General features: G+C 52.9%; 14 protein-coding genes and 1 pseudogene. 2 read left to right on the forward strand and 13 right to left on the reverse strand.

All coding sequences use genetic code 11. The features are described 5' to 3' along the window. Positions 1 to 236: 236 nt before the first annotated feature. The 9 genes from KRAC_RS61105 to KRAC_RS78175 all read right to left on the reverse strand — a co-directional run bounded on the left by KRAC_RS61105 (position 237) and on the right by KRAC_RS78175 (position 9,163). Positions 237 to 614 (reverse strand): mersacidin/lichenicidin family type 2 lantibiotic, encoded by a 378-nt coding sequence (locus tag KRAC_RS61105; protein WP_007906101.1) that lies wholly within the window; start codon positions 612 to 614, stop codon positions 237 to 239. 343 nt (positions 615 to 957) lie between these two features. Beyond that, entirely contained in the window at positions 958 to 1,395 is a 438-nt protein-coding gene (locus KRAC_RS08595) for a mersacidin/lichenicidin family type 2 lantibiotic (protein WP_007906102.1), read from the reverse strand. A gap of 335 nt (positions 1,396 to 1,730) precedes the next feature. Further along, positions 1,731 to 2,174 carry a mersacidin/lichenicidin family type 2 lantibiotic gene (locus KRAC_RS08600; RefSeq protein WP_007906103.1) on the reverse strand — a complete coding sequence of 148 codons (444 nt, stop codon included), beginning with the start codon at positions 2,172 to 2,174 and terminating at the stop codon, positions 1,731 to 1,733. Positions 2,175 to 2,509: 335 nt separating this feature from the next. Beyond that, a complete protein-coding gene (locus KRAC_RS08605) occupies positions 2,510 to 3,031 on the reverse strand; it encodes a mersacidin/lichenicidin family type 2 lantibiotic (RefSeq protein ID WP_244421988.1) in 522 nt (173 codons plus the stop codon). Positions 3,032 to 3,900: 869 nt separating this feature from the next. Continuing rightward, positions 3,901 to 4,338, reverse strand: coding sequence for a mersacidin/lichenicidin family type 2 lantibiotic (locus KRAC_RS08610; protein ID WP_007906105.1), 438 nt, complete (start codon positions 4,336 to 4,338; stop codon positions 3,901 to 3,903). A 464-nt stretch (positions 4,339 to 4,802) separates the two neighbouring features. Beyond that, a complete protein-coding gene (locus KRAC_RS08615) occupies positions 4,803 to 7,067 on the reverse strand; it encodes a peptidase domain-containing ABC transporter (protein ID WP_157506607.1) in 2,265 nt (754 codons plus the stop codon). A 37-nt stretch (positions 7,068 to 7,104) separates the two neighbouring features. Beyond that, positions 7,105 to 7,674: a hypothetical protein gene (locus tag KRAC_RS08620; RefSeq protein WP_007906107.1), complete on the reverse strand. Its 570-nt coding sequence runs from the start codon at positions 7,672 to 7,674 to the stop codon at positions 7,105 to 7,107. A 419-nt stretch (positions 7,675 to 8,093) separates the two neighbouring features. After that, positions 8,094 to 8,447, reverse strand: a complete 354-nt coding sequence (locus tag KRAC_RS08625; RefSeq protein ID WP_007906108.1) for a hypothetical protein — start codon at positions 8,445 to 8,447, stop codon at positions 8,094 to 8,096. A gap of 404 nt (positions 8,448 to 8,851) precedes the next feature. Beyond that, entirely contained in the window at positions 8,852 to 9,163 is a 312-nt protein-coding gene (locus KRAC_RS78175; protein ID WP_007906109.1) for a hypothetical protein, read from the reverse strand. Positions 9,164 to 10,217: 1,054 nt separating this feature from the next. Between KRAC_RS78175 and KRAC_RS75705 the strand changes: the two are divergent. Next, positions 10,218 to 10,322 (forward strand): annotated as a pseudogene (locus tag KRAC_RS75705) (RRXRR domain-containing protein); the annotation flags it as partial. A gap of 9 nt (positions 10,323 to 10,331) precedes the next feature. After that, positions 10,332 to 11,093: an HNH endonuclease gene (locus tag KRAC_RS08640; protein WP_244421989.1), complete on the forward strand. Its 762-nt coding sequence runs from the start codon at positions 10,332 to 10,334 to the stop codon at positions 11,091 to 11,093. An 81-nt stretch (positions 11,094 to 11,174) separates the two neighbouring features. Here the strand turns inward: KRAC_RS08640 and KRAC_RS70980 are convergent, their stop codons facing one another. The 4 genes from KRAC_RS70980 to KRAC_RS08660 all read right to left on the reverse strand — a co-directional run bounded on the left by KRAC_RS70980 (position 11,175) and on the right by KRAC_RS08660 (position 16,462). Further along, on the reverse strand, positions 11,175 to 11,621 hold the full coding sequence (locus KRAC_RS70980; protein ID WP_007906114.1) for a hypothetical protein: 447 nt from the start codon (positions 11,619 to 11,621) through the stop codon (positions 11,175 to 11,177). Positions 11,622 to 11,962: 341 nt separating this feature from the next. After that, entirely contained in the window at positions 11,963 to 13,537 is a 1,575-nt protein-coding gene (locus KRAC_RS08650) for a zinc ribbon domain-containing protein (RefSeq protein ID WP_007906116.1), read from the reverse strand. 96 nt (positions 13,538 to 13,633) lie between these two features. Continuing rightward, entirely contained in the window at positions 13,634 to 14,860 is a 1,227-nt protein-coding gene (locus KRAC_RS08655) for a cytochrome P450 (protein WP_007906117.1), read from the reverse strand. A gap of 15 nt (positions 14,861 to 14,875) precedes the next feature. Further along, on the reverse strand, positions 14,876 to 16,462 hold the full coding sequence (locus KRAC_RS08660) for a GxGYxYP domain-containing protein (protein ID WP_007906119.1): 1,587 nt from the start codon (positions 16,460 to 16,462) through the stop codon (positions 14,876 to 14,878). Positions 16,463 to 16,553: the final 91 nt, after the last annotated feature.

The raw sequence follows: 16,553 nt of genomic DNA on the forward strand, positions 1-16,553 counted from the left end.
CTTTCACTTCTTTGGAAGTTGTGGCTACGCCCACAACTCTCATTCATTTGCATCTCTTACGGGGCACCTGTTACCAGTATATCTAAAAAGTAAAACTAAATATATTATGTGGATTATAATATTTTCAGCATATTTGTAATCATTATGTGCAACTTCCCACTGAGTAGAAGGCAGGAGAGCCAGGGCATGAGCGGTGGCTCTCCTGCTGTCTGCAGCAAATGCCTTCGGCTCTTTATTTATTTTCCACCGAAGATGCAGTTGCCGCCGAAGCCACCTGAGACGCTGCATGAAAAGTTAAACCTGCTACCTCCGCCAAAGATGCCTCCGTCAAAGGTATCTCCACCAAAGGTGCCTCCGTCAAACCCCAAATTGGTTGTGCCACCGCCTGAGTAGTTGCCACAATAGTAGGAGTTACCGACAATGCCGCCAGCAAAGCCATAGCCTCCACCATAACCGCCGCCAAAGCCTCCACTCATGCCGTTAATAAACTCCAGCTCAGCCTCGCTCAGTTCCACCTCACCAGCCGGACATTCAGGCAACTGAGGCTGCTCGCCCTGGCTCAACTGCTCACGATACTCCTCATTTTTCCACGCGTATACCATGTTATACAGCATTACTATGTCTTCCTTTCTCTGTTTTATACTGAACATTCTGGTATCCCTCAGTGAAAACAGAGTTCGTCCCTTTGCAGAACACCACCCCACTTCACCTCTTCTTAATAACGATGAAAGACAAAATCCTCGTAGCCTTCTGTCCTCCACTCCTCAAGTGGTCTACCTGCTTTAGTATATGCAATACATAAATAGCTGTTAAAGCATATATAATACGTTTTTGGCAATTATTTAGAGCTTTTCTCTATAGCTTCTGAAGACGATCGTTTTCCAACGAGAAGAGGGCCAGAGCATATGCCCTGACCCTCTTCTCGTTGCGCTACTAAAGTCGCGCAAATAGAGTAATTTAGTTTCCGCCGAAGATACACGTGCTGGCACCAATGCCACCAGAAATGCTACACGCAAAATCGAAGCGATGGTTGCGGGTAGTGCGGGTGTTGGTACTCAGGGCGCTAATGAGAGATTTTTCTTCGTCTCCCCCCTCTATTTTGCCGGTGCTGCTGCTCTGATCCTCATCGGTACGGCGATCTCCGAGGTTCAGGTTGGTGCGGGGGCGAATGGAGAAGTTGCCACAGTAGTAGGAGTTGCCGACAATGCCGCCAGCAAAGCCATAGCCCTGAGACACACCGCCACCGTAGCCGATACCACCACCGCCACCAGCGCCCGTGCCCGTGATCTGCTCCAGTTCGGCCTCGCTCAGCTCGGCTACCGGGCTTTCAATCGACTCGTCCAGGCTCTCGCGGTACTCTTCGTCTTTCCACGCGCGGGTCATATCATACTGCATTTGTGTATGTTCCTTTCTTGGTTTCAACCTGATTGTTACGGCACCCCGCGAGAGAACCTGGAGCGCGTCCCTTTGAAGCACGCTGCTCCCCTTCTCTTCTTCCCGGCGCAAGATGAGGCTTTTCCACCTGATTCACCTTCCACCTGACAAGCGGGCTACCTATTGCTATTATACTTAAGATGTAAAACGATATTTAGTATATATGACAATATGCCCCTCTTTCCCCGACCTTCGCACTCGCCCCGTTCGCCCGACTCCACGTGCAAGAGGGTCAGGGCATATGCCCTGACCCTCTTGTGCTTGCTTCCGCCTAAAATAGCGCTACTCGCGTAGCTCTAGTTTCCACCGAAGATGCAGTTCCCATTGAAGCCGCTTGAGATGCTGCACGAAAAGTCGAAGCGATTGGTGCGCGTATCGCGCGTGTTGGTACTCAGGGCGGTAACGAGAGATTCTTCGTCTCCCCCCTCTATTTTGCCGAGGAGGCTGCTCTGACCCTCATCGGTACGGCGATCTCCGAGATTCAGGTTGGTGCGGGGGCGAATGGAGAAGTTGCCACAGTAGTAGGAGTTGGCGACAATGCCGCCAGCAGAGCGATAACCCTCAGACACACCGCCACCGTAGCCGATACCACCGCCAGCGCCACCGTAGCCACCAGCGCCCGTGCCCGTGATCTGCTCCAGTTCGGCCTCGCTCAGCTCGGCTACCGGGCTTTCAATCGACTCGTCCAGGCTCTCGCGATACTCTTCGTCTTTCCACGCGCGGGTCATATCATACTGCATTTGTGTATGTTCCTTTCTTGGTTTCAACCTGATTGTTACGGCACCCCTTTCGAGAACCTGGAGCGCGTCCCTTTGAAGCACGCTGCTCCACTTCTCTTCTTCCCGGCGCAAGATGAGGCTTTTCCACCTGCTTCACCTTTCACCTGACAAGCGGGCTACCTATTGCTATTATACTTAAGATGTAAAACGATATTTAGTATATATGACAATATGCCCCTCTTTCCCCGACCTTCGCACTCGCCCCGTTCGCCCGACTCCACGTGCAAGAGGGTCAGGGCATATGCCCTGACCCTCTTGTGCTTGCTTCCACCTAAAATAGCGCTACTCGCGTAGCCCTAGTTTCCACCGAAGATGCAGTTCCCACCGAAGCCGCTTGAGATGCTGCACCCAAAATCGAAGCGATCGTTGCGGGTAGTGCGCGTGTTGGTGCCCAGGGCGGTAACGAGAGATTCTTCGTCTCCCCCCTCTATTTTGCCGAGGAGGCTGCTCTGACCCTCATTACGGCGCTGGTCGCCAAGGTTCACATTAGTGCGGGGCCGATACGAGTAGTTGCCGCAGAAGTAGGAGTTGCCAACGACGCCGAAAGCGCTGGTGCCGTACTTCTCCACACCACCGCCAACGCCGATACCGCCAGCACCGCCGCCACCGTAGCCGCCGGTCCCGGTAATCTGCTCCAGCTCGGCCTCGCTCAGCTCGGCTACCGGGCTTTCAATCGACTCGTCCAGGCTCTCGCGGTACTCTTCGTCTTTCCACGCGCGGGTCATATCATACTGCATTTGTGTATGTTCCTTTCTTGGTTTCAACCTGATTATTACGGCACCCCTTTCGAGAACCTGGAGCGCGTCTCCTTGAAGCACGCTACTCCCCTTCTCTTCTTCCCGGCGCAAGATGAAGCCTTTCTACATGTTCCATCTCTCACCTGCCAAGTGGGCTACCTGTTGCTATTATACTTAATATACAAAATAGCATTTATTATAAATTAAAGAAACCATATTCTCCATTATTTTAATACTACTCTTTCATGTTAGATAACTATCCAGGTCTTCGCGTGTGGAAAACCTCTATACACTCTTTCCACAAGCGAACCAGGGCGGGGCTAGGAGCACGTTTTGCGAGGCGTGACGATATGGGCTTTAGCCCGCCGCAAGCCACGCCGTTTCAACGGCAGTGGTGAGGCGTTTGTGGCTTTAGCCTTGCACTTGACGAACAAACGTTCTCCTGTTATAATAAGCAAATGCAGCAACGAAGGCACGACCCCGGTACGGCTTTAGGAAGTGTTGCGAGCACGAAGAACATGCAGAAGAAAAGCCTCCCACTGCTGGCAACAGCAGTTCTCGAAAGAAAAAGGTGTTCACTCTCTCCAAGCTGTCAAAAGCTTCGCAGGGCTACACAACGGCAAAGCAAGGCATGAGAGCGTGAACGGGCAGGGCACCGCCCTTCAAGATATCTGATGTGTAGATCAGAGCTTGAGCGTATTCCTCTCCCACTACGGGGTTGAACGAGTTGTAGCCACGCTACATCGACTCACAGCACCGACTACGAAGGAGTGCACGAAGAAGCCGTACGGTTTCAACCGTTGGCGGAGTGTCACAAACAACATGGTATCTGCGTAGTGCCCGATCATATCGGCTTCTCACGGCACGCGTTTCCACATGCAAGAGAGTCAGGGCATATGCCCTGACTCTCTTATGCTTGCTTCTGTCTAAAATAGCGCTACTGGTGTGCTCTATTTTCCGCCGAAGAGACAGAATCCACCGAAGCCACCCGAGATACTGCACGAAAAATCGAAGCGATTGTTGCGCTCATTGCGCGTGTTGGTACTCAGGGCGCTAATGAGAGATTCTTCGTCTCCCTCTATTTTGCCGGTGCTGCTGCTCTGACCCTCATCGGTACGGCTATCTCCGAGGTTCAGGTTGGTGCGGGGTCGATACGAGTAGTTGCCGCAGAAGTAGGAGTTGCCTTTGACGCCGAAAGCGCTAACGCCGTACTTCTCCACACCACCGCCAACGCCGATACCGCCACCAGCGCCGCCACCGTAACCGCCGGTCCCGGTGATCTGCTCCAGTTCGGCCTCGCTCAGCTCGGCTACCGGGCTTTCAATCGACTCGTCCAGGCTCTCGCGATACTCTTCGTCTTTCCACGCGCGGGTCATATCATACTGCATTTGTGTATGTTCCTTTCTTGGTTTCAACCTGATTATTTACGGCACCCCTGCAGCTGAAGCAGAGCCAGTCCTCTTGAAGGACTCTATTCTACTTCACCTCTTTCAACATTGTGAAAGACAAGAATGCATTCCTCACTATTCATTGTCCTTCACTCTGCCAGTGGAATACCTATCTTTATTATATTTATCATGCAAAACGATATTTACTATAGATTAAAATACGCTTCCTCTTTATATTCAGCCTATGCATATCTTAGAATGGCTCTGCGCTTTCACTTTGCGCCCTTCCGTTTTTTGTCAGAGAACTACTATCTTGCCCCTACTGGCTGGCTCTTTCCGTCGCCTCTTCTCAATACTCAATCATCTTGCATACAACGGGAGGGCCAGAGCGTTTGCTCTGGCCCTCCTGCCATTTCTTCTGTACAATCAACCAAAAATCCTATGTGCAAGTTTTGATTTGACGTTTAGCCTTTTATCGTGAGTGCCGTCATCGGCCGTGTATCCTCGCGTTCAATCTGATAGAGAATCAGGCCAGCGTAGAAGCCCCCACGCTGTACAAGCTGGTCATGTGTCCCCTGCTCGACAATAGTACCGTTATCTAAGACCAGGATTAAGTCAGCGGTACAGATCGTGCTCAGGCGATGGGCAATAATGATCTGCGTACATGAGAGGGCATACATATTGCTGGCAACACGCTGCTCTGTCGCGATATCGAGCGCACTGGTAGCTTCATCAAAGAGCAGAATAGAGGGTCTATGGGCGATGGCGCGGGCGATAGACAGGCGCTGACGTTGTCCCCCCGATAAAGCACTTCCCCCTTCGCCAACATGCGTCTCATACCCCATAGGCATTTTCACGATATCATCGTGCAGAGCCGCTAAACGCGCGGCCCTGATCACCTCATCCATCGTCAGGTTGGGATTATTCAGGCGAATATTGTGCGCAATTGTCCCACTAAAGAGGGTTGACTCCTGAAGCACCACGCCAAACTGGCGGCGCACCTCTTGATAGTTCAGATATTGTAGCGGCATGCCGTCGTAGACAATCATCCCATCAGTTGGCAGGTTTAGCCCGAGGACCAACTTGCCCAGGGTACTTTTTCCGCTTCCTGTACGTCCAACGATGGCAACTTTCTGCCCGGGTCTGATACTCAGGTTGATATTACGCAACACTTCGGGCGCCCCCTCAGCATAACGGAAGCTCACATTCTCCAAGTGAATTTGCCCTGTCAGCCTGGGAGGCATAACAACGACCTGTTTGTTTTGCTCAGGAGGACTGGCAATGATATCTGAGAGACGCTCAAAATTCGCCTGAATACTCTGTAACTGCTGCGCGCTGCCCACAAGTGAGATCAGAGGAGCCAGGAAAGCCCCCACAAGTGTATTGAGAGCGAGCATCGTGCCCAGAGACATTGAGCCATTAAGCACCTGCATGGTTCCTACCCAGAGCAGAGCCAGTGACGAGAGCGATTGCAAGATGGTTTTGACAGTCCCAAAGACTGCCGAAAAGTAACTGCTGCGCGTTGAAATGTTCAATTGAGCAAAGAACAGGTTGGTCAAACGATCCACGGCTCTATCTTCTGCGCCAGCAGCCTTGAGGGTCGAGATACCATTGACAGCTTCCGTCAGATAGCCCTGTGAGCGCCCCTGTGCCGTGAGCATCTGCCTGGACATATCTCGCATTACAGGATAGGTCCCGATTACAAAGGCAATTTCAATGCCACCGATAAGCAGGGCCAAACCGAGGAACACGGGTGATTGCCAGAGAAGGATAAAGAGATACGTAATCACCATTCCCCCGTCTAAAACAGTAGAAATGAGTTGACTACTGAGCATATCGCGGATAACGCTGTTAGCGCCTAATCGGCTCAGAAGGTCACCAGTTGAGCGCTGTTGAAAGAAGCTATAAGGTAACGTCATTAAATGTTCAAAGAGGCCGAGCATCATATGCGTATCTAGACGCGCTCTTAAGTATACAAGCAACCATTCACGTAAGAGCGAGATCAAGATCTGGGCCAAAACGAGCAGAATCATGCCGATCGCGAGGATCTCCATCAGGCTTGCTAATTTAAAAGGGATGATTTGATCCATGATGATCTTGGTAAGAACTGGCTGGATCAGCCCCATTGCCTGTAGGAAGAGCGAGGCCAGAAGTATCTGAAGTAGGAAGCCCGGAATCTGCTTAATGAATACTGTCAGGTATTGAACCAGGGTTAAGGGGGGAGCCTGGCCCTGGCGATCAAAGTTGGCCTTGGGCTCAAGCATAATAACCACGCCGGTAAAGCCCTGATCGAACTCCTCCATACTGAGGCGTTGACGTCCCCGAGCGGGATCCACGACCTCGACATACTTCTTCGTCCAGCGCTCTACAATCAGAAAATGATTGAACTCCCAATGTACGATAGCGGGCAAGCTCACCGCACGCAAATCATTCTTCTGCAAGGAAACAGCGCGTACCCTCAAGTCATAGTGACGCGCGGCCTTGACGATTGTTAAGGCCGAGAGGCCATCGCGCCCAACACCCATACGGGAACGCAGTTCCGTCAGCGTTGTTTTGCGCCCGTAGTAGCTAAGAATCATTGCCAGGCAAGTTAAACCACATTCAATTTCACTTACCTGCAATATCGGAGCAATGCGACGCTTGAACAAGCGAGGGAAAGTGAAGCCCGCAGAGCGTTTCTCGACAGGCTTTTCTTTTCCTTTACCACCTGGCCCCTTTGGCAATTTCATCGTTTCGTCTTTTGCTTGGAGCTCTTTGACCATATTCTTAACCTGACTTTCCAGCTAGCCGCTCTAACCCAGGAAAGAACGCAAGCATCCGCTGTGATCCTGTCTGCACGTTGGCAAGAACAATTGCTCCGGCATATCTTTCGGTTGGTAGTGCCTGTGCCTGAATCAGTATGGCAATCGAGGGTTGTCTGACCAGTAGACTACAGCCAGCCATCAGCTCATATTGCTGACATAGTGTAGCGGGGCTCTGAGACTTTAGATTCACCTGCGCGATAGTGCCTGTTATTTGCTGGCTACCAGCCCCTCCTACACTCAGCGAGACAGTTTGTCCCACACGCGGCTGCAATGCCGGTGACCAGGGCACAAAAACCACAACATTGCTTTGATCCGACTTTGCTTGCTTAAGAACAATGCCCGCCCCAGCATTATATAAAGGGATCTCCTGGTACCAGGACACGATACACGTCACTACCACTATGGCCAATAAGAGCCACATCACAAGCGCCAGCGGAGCATTGATAAATTGCGGTACGGTATCTTTCTCCTGGCCTTGTAAGTAGTGTTGAAGCGCGTTTCTACGGAAGACAGGATGGTTAGGATTCAACATAGGCATTTAATTTTCTATGCTACCACTACAAAATTAAATCTACTAAATGCATTATAATAACTTTCCCAAATCACTTGATAATGATTGACTCGGAAAGTGAGAGATGTATTTCTCTATAACATCCCCAGAGTCTGGACAGAGAAACAAGATAGAATGAAGCGATGGAGTGAAACGTCCAGAGGAGGAAAGCGGCGTCTGTTCAACGGGAGCACTACAGTGAGGAAGAGAAAACGAAGGTGGCCTTAGAGGCAAATCAAAGGGCAGAAGACATTCAACGAGTTAGCAACTGAACATGAAGTTCATCTCACATACATTACGCAACGGAAACGAATGCTCGAGAGTACATTAGGTTACTTTCTGTTGATAGACATCAGTGTGCCATAGACTTTATGGCACACTGAAATATTCAATAGCTCGTTTTAAAGCAAGCCACCGCCGCCAAGTAAAGGCAGAGATGATAGCAATTTAGAAAAGCTCCCGAGGCCATCCATTCCTCCTGGCGCGCCACCTGCAAGACCAGCCGCTCCTCCTGGCGCGCCACCTGCGAGAGCATCCGCTCCGCCTCCCATTCCACCTAGAGCATCCGCTCCGCCCCCCATTCCACCTAGAGCATCCGCTCCGCCTCCCATTCCACCTAGAGCATCCGCTCCGCCTCCCATTCCACCTAGACCATCCACTCCGCCATTGATCATAGTCAACAGCTCATCATTCAGCTCGATTTCATTAGCAAGCGCTTCGTGGTCGTTCCCTGTATGATACTCATGTGACATCATGTATATGTTCCTTTCTCTGTTTCAACCTGAAGTATCCGTGGTAACCTTTTTTTAAGAAAAGGGAAACGAAGCTGTAACGACAACCTCTCCCGCTTCAACCTCTTCATCATATTCGTGGAGATATATAGCCAGACCTCGCAATTATCCACTTTTTCTCTCCACATAGGCTACCTATCTATATTATATTTATTAGACAAAGTAACCAAATTTTTTATTTACAGTTCAAAAAAGTATTCGCTTTAATTTATGCATACAAGCAAATTATTCTATTTATTTAAACCGCCTCCTCTTGCAGAAAGGTCCAAATTCCATAGAACAACCTATTGCGCCAGCCTATAATGGGAGAGTTAGACGCTATACAATGTCTACTCTCCCATTGAAGCATCGCTACAACTAATTATTACTTAGAAACACCCAAAGCCGCCGCCTCCAAAGCCGCCATAGCCGCCTCCAAAGCCGCCATAACCTTTACCAAAGTGGCCAAAGCCCTTGAAAAGCTTTTTAAAGCCGCCTCCAAAGCCGCCATAGCCGCCTCCAAAGCCGCCGCCTCCAAAGCCGCCATAGCCGCCTCCAAAGCCGCCGCCTCCAAAGCCGCCGCCTCCAAAGCCACTGCTACCATCGACCATCTCCAGGTCGCTGTCGCTTAATTCGACCATCTCATCAGCAATCACGTCCTGGGCCTTATTGCTCTTTGAGCCAAAAATGTTCCACTTCATACAGTTAGAACCTTTCCTCTGTGTATGCTAAAAATTTTTATCACAGCAACTCGAAATACATCTAGCAGAGTTTACAAACAACAGTAACCGCCTTACACTATCTTTTTTTGTTGGAAGTTGATCAGGCTTGCAAACTTTACTATTTTACGCACTTCAACTGCCTTCACTATTCATATTACTTATAGATAGCAAAATGATATGCATGAGCATTAAATATGCTTATTAGTCTCTTTAACGTTATATCTTCGCCCTACTTCAATAACAAAAACCCTCCTTTGGCAGAGAAGAACTCACCGCCTCACCGCTGGGACTTGCAGCCCCAGCGGTGAGGCGGGTTTTTCGCGGGCTTCAGCCTTTGCTGGCCGCTCCTTCCCTTCCCGGAGAGATTGAACTTACGTTCTATTTGTGCTATACTCTGCATGAGCCATATGCAGACATACACGTGTTTTCGTTGGATCCCAACATCGTCACCAGGAAAAGCCTCACGCTCCTCTGCAGGCAGAGAGGTCCGCGAAAGCGGGAGGTGGGCACGGCTCCCGGGCCACCCAACGCGCAGAAGAACCATCCATTCTTGGCACAGGGCATGGAGCCGTGGTCGCGCAGGGCATCGCGCAGCCGCGCCCCCGGAAGGGGGGAAGAGACACCTGAGGTGACAAGCGCCTCTTTGGGTATTGCTCACCCACTACGAACCTCGCCAAATCGTTCCCATGCGACATCCACTCAGAGGGTCGCGTACGTAGGAGTGCCACAAGCAGCTGCGCGGTTTGAAAACCGCCGGCGGCGTGTCACAAACCAGGTATTTCTGTTCTCACTTCTAGCCTGGTTCGGAGGGTTCTTTTTCTCATCTCTTGTGGTCAGCGACCCCACAGGTGAACCTGGGGGCTTGTCCGAAGCCGCTCCGTGCGGTCTGGGACAGGACCCGATGCTGACCAGCCCCCTTGGTGCGAGCACCAAGGAGCCGTTGTCTGGAGGTGCCCACGTTCGGACCATTCGGTAGCTTTTCCAGCCGGATGCTCTCCAATCCCCATGTTAAACAGGTTGGCGGCTTGCCCGCTGGTGTCCGGTTGGTGCGCTCTCTTTGGAACTGGTGCGTTTTGACCTGGCGCTGCTGCAAAACCCCGCGATCGAGGGGGTGGACTACCAGCGCGGCACCCTGTGAGGAACCGAAGTGCGCCAGTATCTGCTAGCGAAATGGGAGTATCAGTGCGCCTACTTCCAGGGCAGCGGAGTCCCTCTCGAGATTGATCATGTGCTTCCCCAGAGCCGCGGGGGCAGCGACCGGATCGCCAATCTGGTGATCGCATGCCACCGCTGTAATCAGAGCAAGGCCGATCAAGCGCTCGAAGCGTTCCTGGCCGATCGGCCGGAAGTGCTCGCGCGGATCCAGGCACAGCGCAAAGCGCCCATGAGAGACGCTGCCGCGGTCAACAGCACGAGATGGGCGCTGTACGCGCACCTCAAGGCGCTGGGGACGCCGCTAGAAACCGGTTCTGGCGGCCTCACCAAGTGGAACCGAGCGAGCCGGGACCTTCCCAAGAGGCACTGGATCGATGCCGCTTGCTGCGGACGCTCGACGCCAGCACGTCTTGAGGTCCAGCACGTTCGTCCCTGGATCATCGAGGCGACGGGTCGGCAAGCGAGACGCATGGTCAACGTCGATAAGCATGGGTTTCCGGTCGGACGAGCCAAAGGGTCGAGCCGCGTGCAGGGCTTTCGCACCGGAGATCTGGTCCGCGCCAGGGTGACGAAAGGGAAGAAGATCGGCACCTACGTGGGACGCGTTGCGATCAAAACCGACAGGTACTTTAAACTCATGGGCCACCCTTACGGCATGGTCGAAGGCATTCACGCTTGCTATTGTACACCATTGCACCAAAAAGATGGCTATGCCTACGGGCAGGGAGAGGCGGCGCTTCCTCCCCAGGCGTGAACGCCGGAGCCTCCGCGCCGGCGTTTTGCTGACGTAGGAGTAAATGTGCTGGAACAACCTTTCCCCGACGATCAGCTTTTTCTAGCAGCCGCAACCCCCTCTGTGGCCTTTGCCGCCGCCCCCGATACCTTTGTGCCCACCAAAGCCACCACGGCCACCTCCAAAGCCGCCTCCAAAGCCACCATAGCCGCCTCCAAAGCCACCATAGCCGCCTCCATAGCCGTTGCCATAACCTCCATAGCCGTTGCCATAGCCGCCATAGCCGTTGCCATAGCCGCCATAGCCGTTACCATAACCTCCATAGCCGTTGCCATAACCTCCATAGCCGTTGCCATAGCCGTTGCCATAGCCGTTGCCATAGCCGCCATAGCCGTTACCATAGCCGTTGCCATAGCCTCCGCTAGTATCGCCACCCATACCAGAAACTTGTTGAAGTTCGGCTTCGTCTAGCTCAAAACTACCGATAGTATCTCTGAGCCTCACGGTTTCCGGATCTTCATCCCAATACTGCGCACTATCACACCTCATACCAGGGTTCCTTTCTTCATCAGACAAAGATCGTGTTAAGTGATCAGATCTGATTGTTTGGTCAAGCTTATAAATTACAACCAATTCTCAAAAAGAGACATAACCCTTAGAGAGAATAAAGCGCTCTTTATGAACAGTGTTCCATCAAGCAACCTATTTTCCCTCCGTCACTATTCAGGTTATCCCTATCTGATAGAAAGTTATTCAAACCCATCAACACAAAACCAATTTTTTTTCACGAATTGTTCAGGTACGCTATTCTCAACAATAAAGGCGGAATCGCAATGAGGCTAACGAGGGCTGAGACCTCCCCGGCATGAATGCGCGAGGGTTCCTGTTGCTCACCCAACGCTTCCGTTCTCCCCCGAAAAGGAGAGCGGCTCTTGGTGGGGATAGGCAGGACTTTTGAGCCGACGCGCTCGGGCACGGGCAGCTTTGTCAGAAGCCAGCAGGCCCATGCTTCGGGGCAAGACATGCCCCTCATTTGCACGTTGTCGCAGCCCCTCCATCACGGCTCGCAGGCGCGGCTCCGCACCTTCCCAGACAGGCTGGGTGACCGAGGGGATGGTTTGTTCCGGGTCCAGGTGGGCCAGCAGGAAGGCCGAGTACAGATCGCGCTGCACCGGCCCCAACCCGCAGTCGCAGGAATGCCACCGCTGCGACCTGGATTTCTTTACGTACCGCCCACAGTGATGGCAATACTGACTCAGTTTGGTTTTGTAGGCAGAGACTTCTACCAGGGTGCCGCCAGTTTTCGCAACTATGCGGGCCAGATGCGCTACAAACATCCCTGGTGCGCGAAGTCCGACGCTTCGACCATACTGCTTCTGCCATCCTTTGAACGACGTCTTTTCTAGAGTGATCGTGTTGCCCATCTGCGCGATGGTATGCGCAAGATTCCCATGCAAGCTCTTGCGGTGGGCAGCGAGCCTGCGTTCGGTGTTGGCGTGCTGTCGCCTGGTCGCCTGGTATCGCTTGCTCTCGCGCCAGCGCAGGCGGGTCTTGCCCTGTTTTTTGACGCGCCCTTTCTCGTCGTAGTTTTCTGGATTGTTGGCGCGTCTTTGCCGGTCCATCTTGCGCTGCAATCGTCGTTTTTTTCGGGTATCGGGGGCCAGTTCCTCGCAGAACGTGACCAGGTCGGCTTTGCCAGTGCGCGGGACAATGGCTAGTGTGCTGGGTCCGATATCCAGGCCGATGCTGTCAGAACCTTGCTGCGTGTGTTTAGGTTTGATGAACGCGTGGCCCTCTAAGATCAGTTGCACACAATAGCGGTAGCCATCGTGATCGGCTCCGTGAGCTTGTGGTGAGGATGCACGGCGTCTGACCAGGCGCACATACTTGATCGTGTGGCGCAGCCCATGCTGGATGACTGGATCACGCCAGTCAATGAGAGCGGGAATGACCTGCTCGTTCCAGATGAGGAAGCCGCCATCTCCAGCGTTGGGATCGAGCACGAAGCGCATCCCGACATCGTTGCGCTTGCCCTCCACGCTATCAATGCCGCGTTCCTTGCTGCGAAACCGAACCCGTTTCGCCTTCCCGACACAGACGCGATTGGTGGCTTGATAGGCCCGTGTGGCGAGCGTCTGGGCCATCGTACTCTCGATGTGGTCGGCGATCCACGAGATGCGAGCAGACTTTACATAGTCGTGCATCTCGTATTCTGAGAAGTGGTAGGTGTTGCGCAAGGCTGAGAAAGCCTGTGCGCGTGCTTGGGAGTGTGAGCGAGGAAGTGCACGTGCTTTTGCCCATGCCGGGTCGTTGCGCATACGCCTGAGCCGCTTGTTTGCCTCAGAAAGCACAGCGTTATACAGACAGCGAGCGGCTTCCAGGTGCGCGCGCAAACAGCGTTCCTGGCTCCAATCGACTTGGAGAGGCAATTCGAGGAGAAAAGTTGGCGTCTTCGTTCGCTTCATGGTGCTCTGCCTCTCCAGAGATGTGCTGATGCTTCGCTCACATCCAACTTCTTTGTAGAATATACGTTCTAATGATACCATGACGAGCGTTTCCCGTCAAGCCTTGGGTGACTGCATTTCCCTCTCCTCTCCGCTTTTAAAGGAACGGCGGTTCATCCCCGCATGCAATGACCGGGGATGAACCGCTCGACTTTCTGTAAAAACGATGGGGAAGTGCTTGGCACCTTGCATAAAACCCTGGGGGTCAAGCGGCTCTAGCATGCTTCCTGGGCGCCTTTGAATCGAGGAGAAACGCCGGAGCATGACCTCTAGTACTATTCGCGTTTCCAGGCGCGCCAGCGGCGCACCCAGGCAGTAGTGCACACCATGGCCGAAGGAGAGATTGGGATTGGGCGTTCTGGTGATGTCAAAGCGCTCTGGATGCGAGAAAACGGCTTCATCATGATTGGCGGATGCGATGTAAGCACTGATCCATTGTCCTGCGTGAATAGACTGCCCACCTAAATGGGTATCCTTTTTGGCTACGCGGAACATGAAGCGCAAGGGCGAGCGATAACGCAGAACTTCTTCGATGGCGCCTGGAAGTAGTGTTCCGTCTCGCGCCAGAACCTCAAGAAGACGAGGAAACTCATCAAAGCAGAGAAAGGCGTTGCCCAGCAGGTGCGTGGTTGTAACATTGCCTGCCACCAGCAAGAGAATACAAAAACCTAACAGCTCAAGCGTAGAGAGGTGCTCTCCTCCCACCTGGGCTGCAAGCAGGCTGGAGATCAGGTCCTCCCGTGGCTCACGACGACGCTCATCAAGTAGGCGCGAGAAATATACGCTCATCTCCCCCGTAAAATCGCTGCCATCAAAAGGAGTCACGCCAGCCAGGAGGTCAGACCAGTGGCGAAAGCGCTCCTGGTCAGAGACAGGCACACCCAGGATTTCAGCTATAATGGTTACCGTGAGTGGATAGGCCAGGTCATCAATAATATCCATCTCACCGCGACCCATGTGCTTCTCTAGCAGGTCTTTAACCAGTTGCTCAATACGAGCGGTCGCCTGGGTCACAGTACGAGGCGTAAAAGCCTGGGTTACCAGCGCGCGGAGATGGCGATGGCACGGCGGATCCAGCGCCACCAGGCTTACGTCCATCGGCGTGAGCGTATGCCCCTCAGACTCGACCTCGGAGGAAAAGGTCTCATAATCGGAGAGTACCCGCTTGACGTCGTCATAGCGAAACACCATCCATTGCTGATGCTGCTCGCTATACGTGACAGGCGCATGCTCTCGCATATGCCGATACCAGGCAAGGGATGAAAAATAGGTATCATTTTGCATTAAAAGGCTTCCCTGTTACAAGGTCTGGGCGAGCATGGACAGGAGATCTCGCGGCAACACCAGTTCATATTCGTCACCCAGGCGGGCCATGACCTCTAAAAGCGTTGAGGGTGACATGCGCCAGGCCAGGACATAGACATTGAGGAAGAGTGGACGCTGGCAGCGAATCTTCGCAGTGGCAGTAATCAAGCGTACTGTCTGCTCAACACTCATCGCCAGGCCCAGGTTCTGGTACCAGGGTACCTGGCTCGCCATATGCCAGTTCGCCCAGAAGGCACCAGAACCACTGAGCATGCCTCGCAAGGCTCCAGAAGCAAGCATATCGGCAAATGTACGCTGGAGCCGTTTACTGATAAATCCCATTGCGGTCAGACTAAATGGAAGCAGGCCCAGCCCCTGCAAGCAGTCGGTATCCAGCACCTGCAAGGTTGATAAACCCAGGGCGCGCATCATCTCATCTGTATCCTCGAGGAAGGCCTGCAAGTGCTGCTTGGGCCAGCGCGAGGGATATATATATCCCGCCCCACTGGGGGCCGCTATCAACTCATCATTCGCCGTAGCGCTCTCCAGGTAATACTTCGCCAGGGACGGCGCGAAGTAGGGTAGCGCGGGCGAGATGGTCCAGCCCAGCGGCAAAGAGCCACGCACGTTATCACGCCAGAGTTGCAACAAGCGATGCTGGCAATACTGAATATTATCTCCATCGCTCATGGTAAAAGAGAGATACGTTTTCTTCTCTGGCACTTTGATGGTCTGCACAGCTGGAGCGACTGGCAAAGGCATATCGGCCATGGGCAACGACAACCAGACCTCCAGGTTTTGATAGTAATCGGAGGCATACACAGGCAAGGCATGCTGCGAGGTCAATTGCACACCGCCCCCCTCATCAGCGAACCAGCCCAGGTGCAGCGCGCCCGCGGGATAAGTAGCCAGGATCTCTTTAAACAACGCCCGCTCAGAGAGCCAGTCCACCTGGGGTTCTGGCACATATTTACGCGCCTCCAGCCAGTAGACAAAGGCACGTGTCGCGACGAGGAGCGAGCGCAAGGGCGTCAGGCCCTCCGGAGTCAGACCAGCCAATAAGAGATTGTTGGTATCGCGCAAGAAGTTCTGTTGCGCCCAGCGATACATGTGCAGACGCGAACGCCACTGGTAGTTACGCAGGTCATCGATAACAGGAAGATGATACTGCTGCTGAAGAGAAGCCGCCAGTTCAGGAGTGGTCACAAAACCATCGCGCAGGCCCGCGATGGTTGTCGCCAGGTTGATAGTGTCCTGCTGTGAGGGATCATAAATGATAATCCCCTGAATGCGTGTGCGATATTCCTGGATCAAAGCACCCAGGGCGTCATTACCACTTGAGTTCATACTGTGGCGTGGCAGAGAGTCAGGAATCTGTTCGAGCCAGAAGCGGTCGTCATGATTGTAGATCAGGTAGATTTCAGGTTGTGAACGGTTTATCAGGCCCGTCAGCGTTGATATTGCCTGTCTTACCTCGAGCGAAGCAGAGGAGATATCATAGATCGCGAGACTCTGAGGTGCCTGAAATAAAGAACGCAACTGCATCAAACTCTCATTGAGGCGCACTGTATATTTTTGCACGCTAGCTTCTCCTCTTCACCTCTGCCACTTACGCCTTTAAGCGAAGTTACGACAAACACGGCAAGTATCATTCTTAAGTATAAACCAAAAG

This window comes from Ktedonobacter racemifer DSM 44963, from assembly GCF_000178855.1.
GTDB lineage: Bacteria > Chloroflexota > Ktedonobacteria > Ktedonobacterales > Ktedonobacteraceae > Ktedonobacter > Ktedonobacter racemifer.

What these genes read in the sequence shown, in the direction of transcription:
- KRAC_RS08655 (WP_007906117.1), bottom strand. Translation starts at nt 14,860, where the DNA reads ATGCAAAATGATACCTATTTTTCATCCCTTGCCTGGTATCGGCATATG.
- KRAC_RS08615 (WP_157506607.1), bottom strand. Translation starts at nt 7,067, where the DNA reads ATGAAATTGCCAAAGGGGCCAGGTGGTAAAGGAAAAGAAAAGCCTGTC.
- KRAC_RS08650 (WP_007906116.1), bottom strand. Translation starts at nt 13,537, where the DNA reads ATGAAGCGAACGAAGACGCCAACTTTTCTCCTCGAATTGCCTCTCCAA.
- KRAC_RS61105 (WP_007906101.1), bottom strand. Translation starts at nt 614, where the DNA reads ATGCTGTATAACATGGTATACGCGTGGAAAAATGAGGAGTATCGTGAG.
- KRAC_RS78175 (WP_007906109.1), bottom strand. Translation starts at nt 9,163, where the DNA reads ATGAAGTGGAACATTTTTGGCTCAAAGAGCAATAAGGCCCAGGACGTG.
- KRAC_RS08610 (WP_007906105.1), bottom strand. Translation starts at nt 4,338, where the DNA reads ATGCAGTATGATATGACCCGCGCGTGGAAAGACGAAGAGTATCGCGAG.
- KRAC_RS08625 (WP_007906108.1), bottom strand. Translation starts at nt 8,447, where the DNA reads ATGATGTCACATGAGTATCATACAGGGAACGACCACGAAGCGCTTGCT.
- KRAC_RS70980 (WP_007906114.1), bottom strand. Translation starts at nt 11,621, where the DNA reads ATGAGGTGTGATAGTGCGCAGTATTGGGATGAAGATCCGGAAACCGTG.
- KRAC_RS08620 (WP_007906107.1), bottom strand. Translation starts at nt 7,674, where the DNA reads ATGTTGAATCCTAACCATCCTGTCTTCCGTAGAAACGCGCTTCAACAC.
- KRAC_RS08595 (WP_007906102.1), bottom strand. Translation starts at nt 1,395, where the DNA reads ATGCAGTATGATATGACCCGCGCGTGGAAAGACGAAGAGTACCGCGAG.
- KRAC_RS08600 (WP_007906103.1), bottom strand. Translation starts at nt 2,174, where the DNA reads ATGCAGTATGATATGACCCGCGCGTGGAAAGACGAAGAGTATCGCGAG.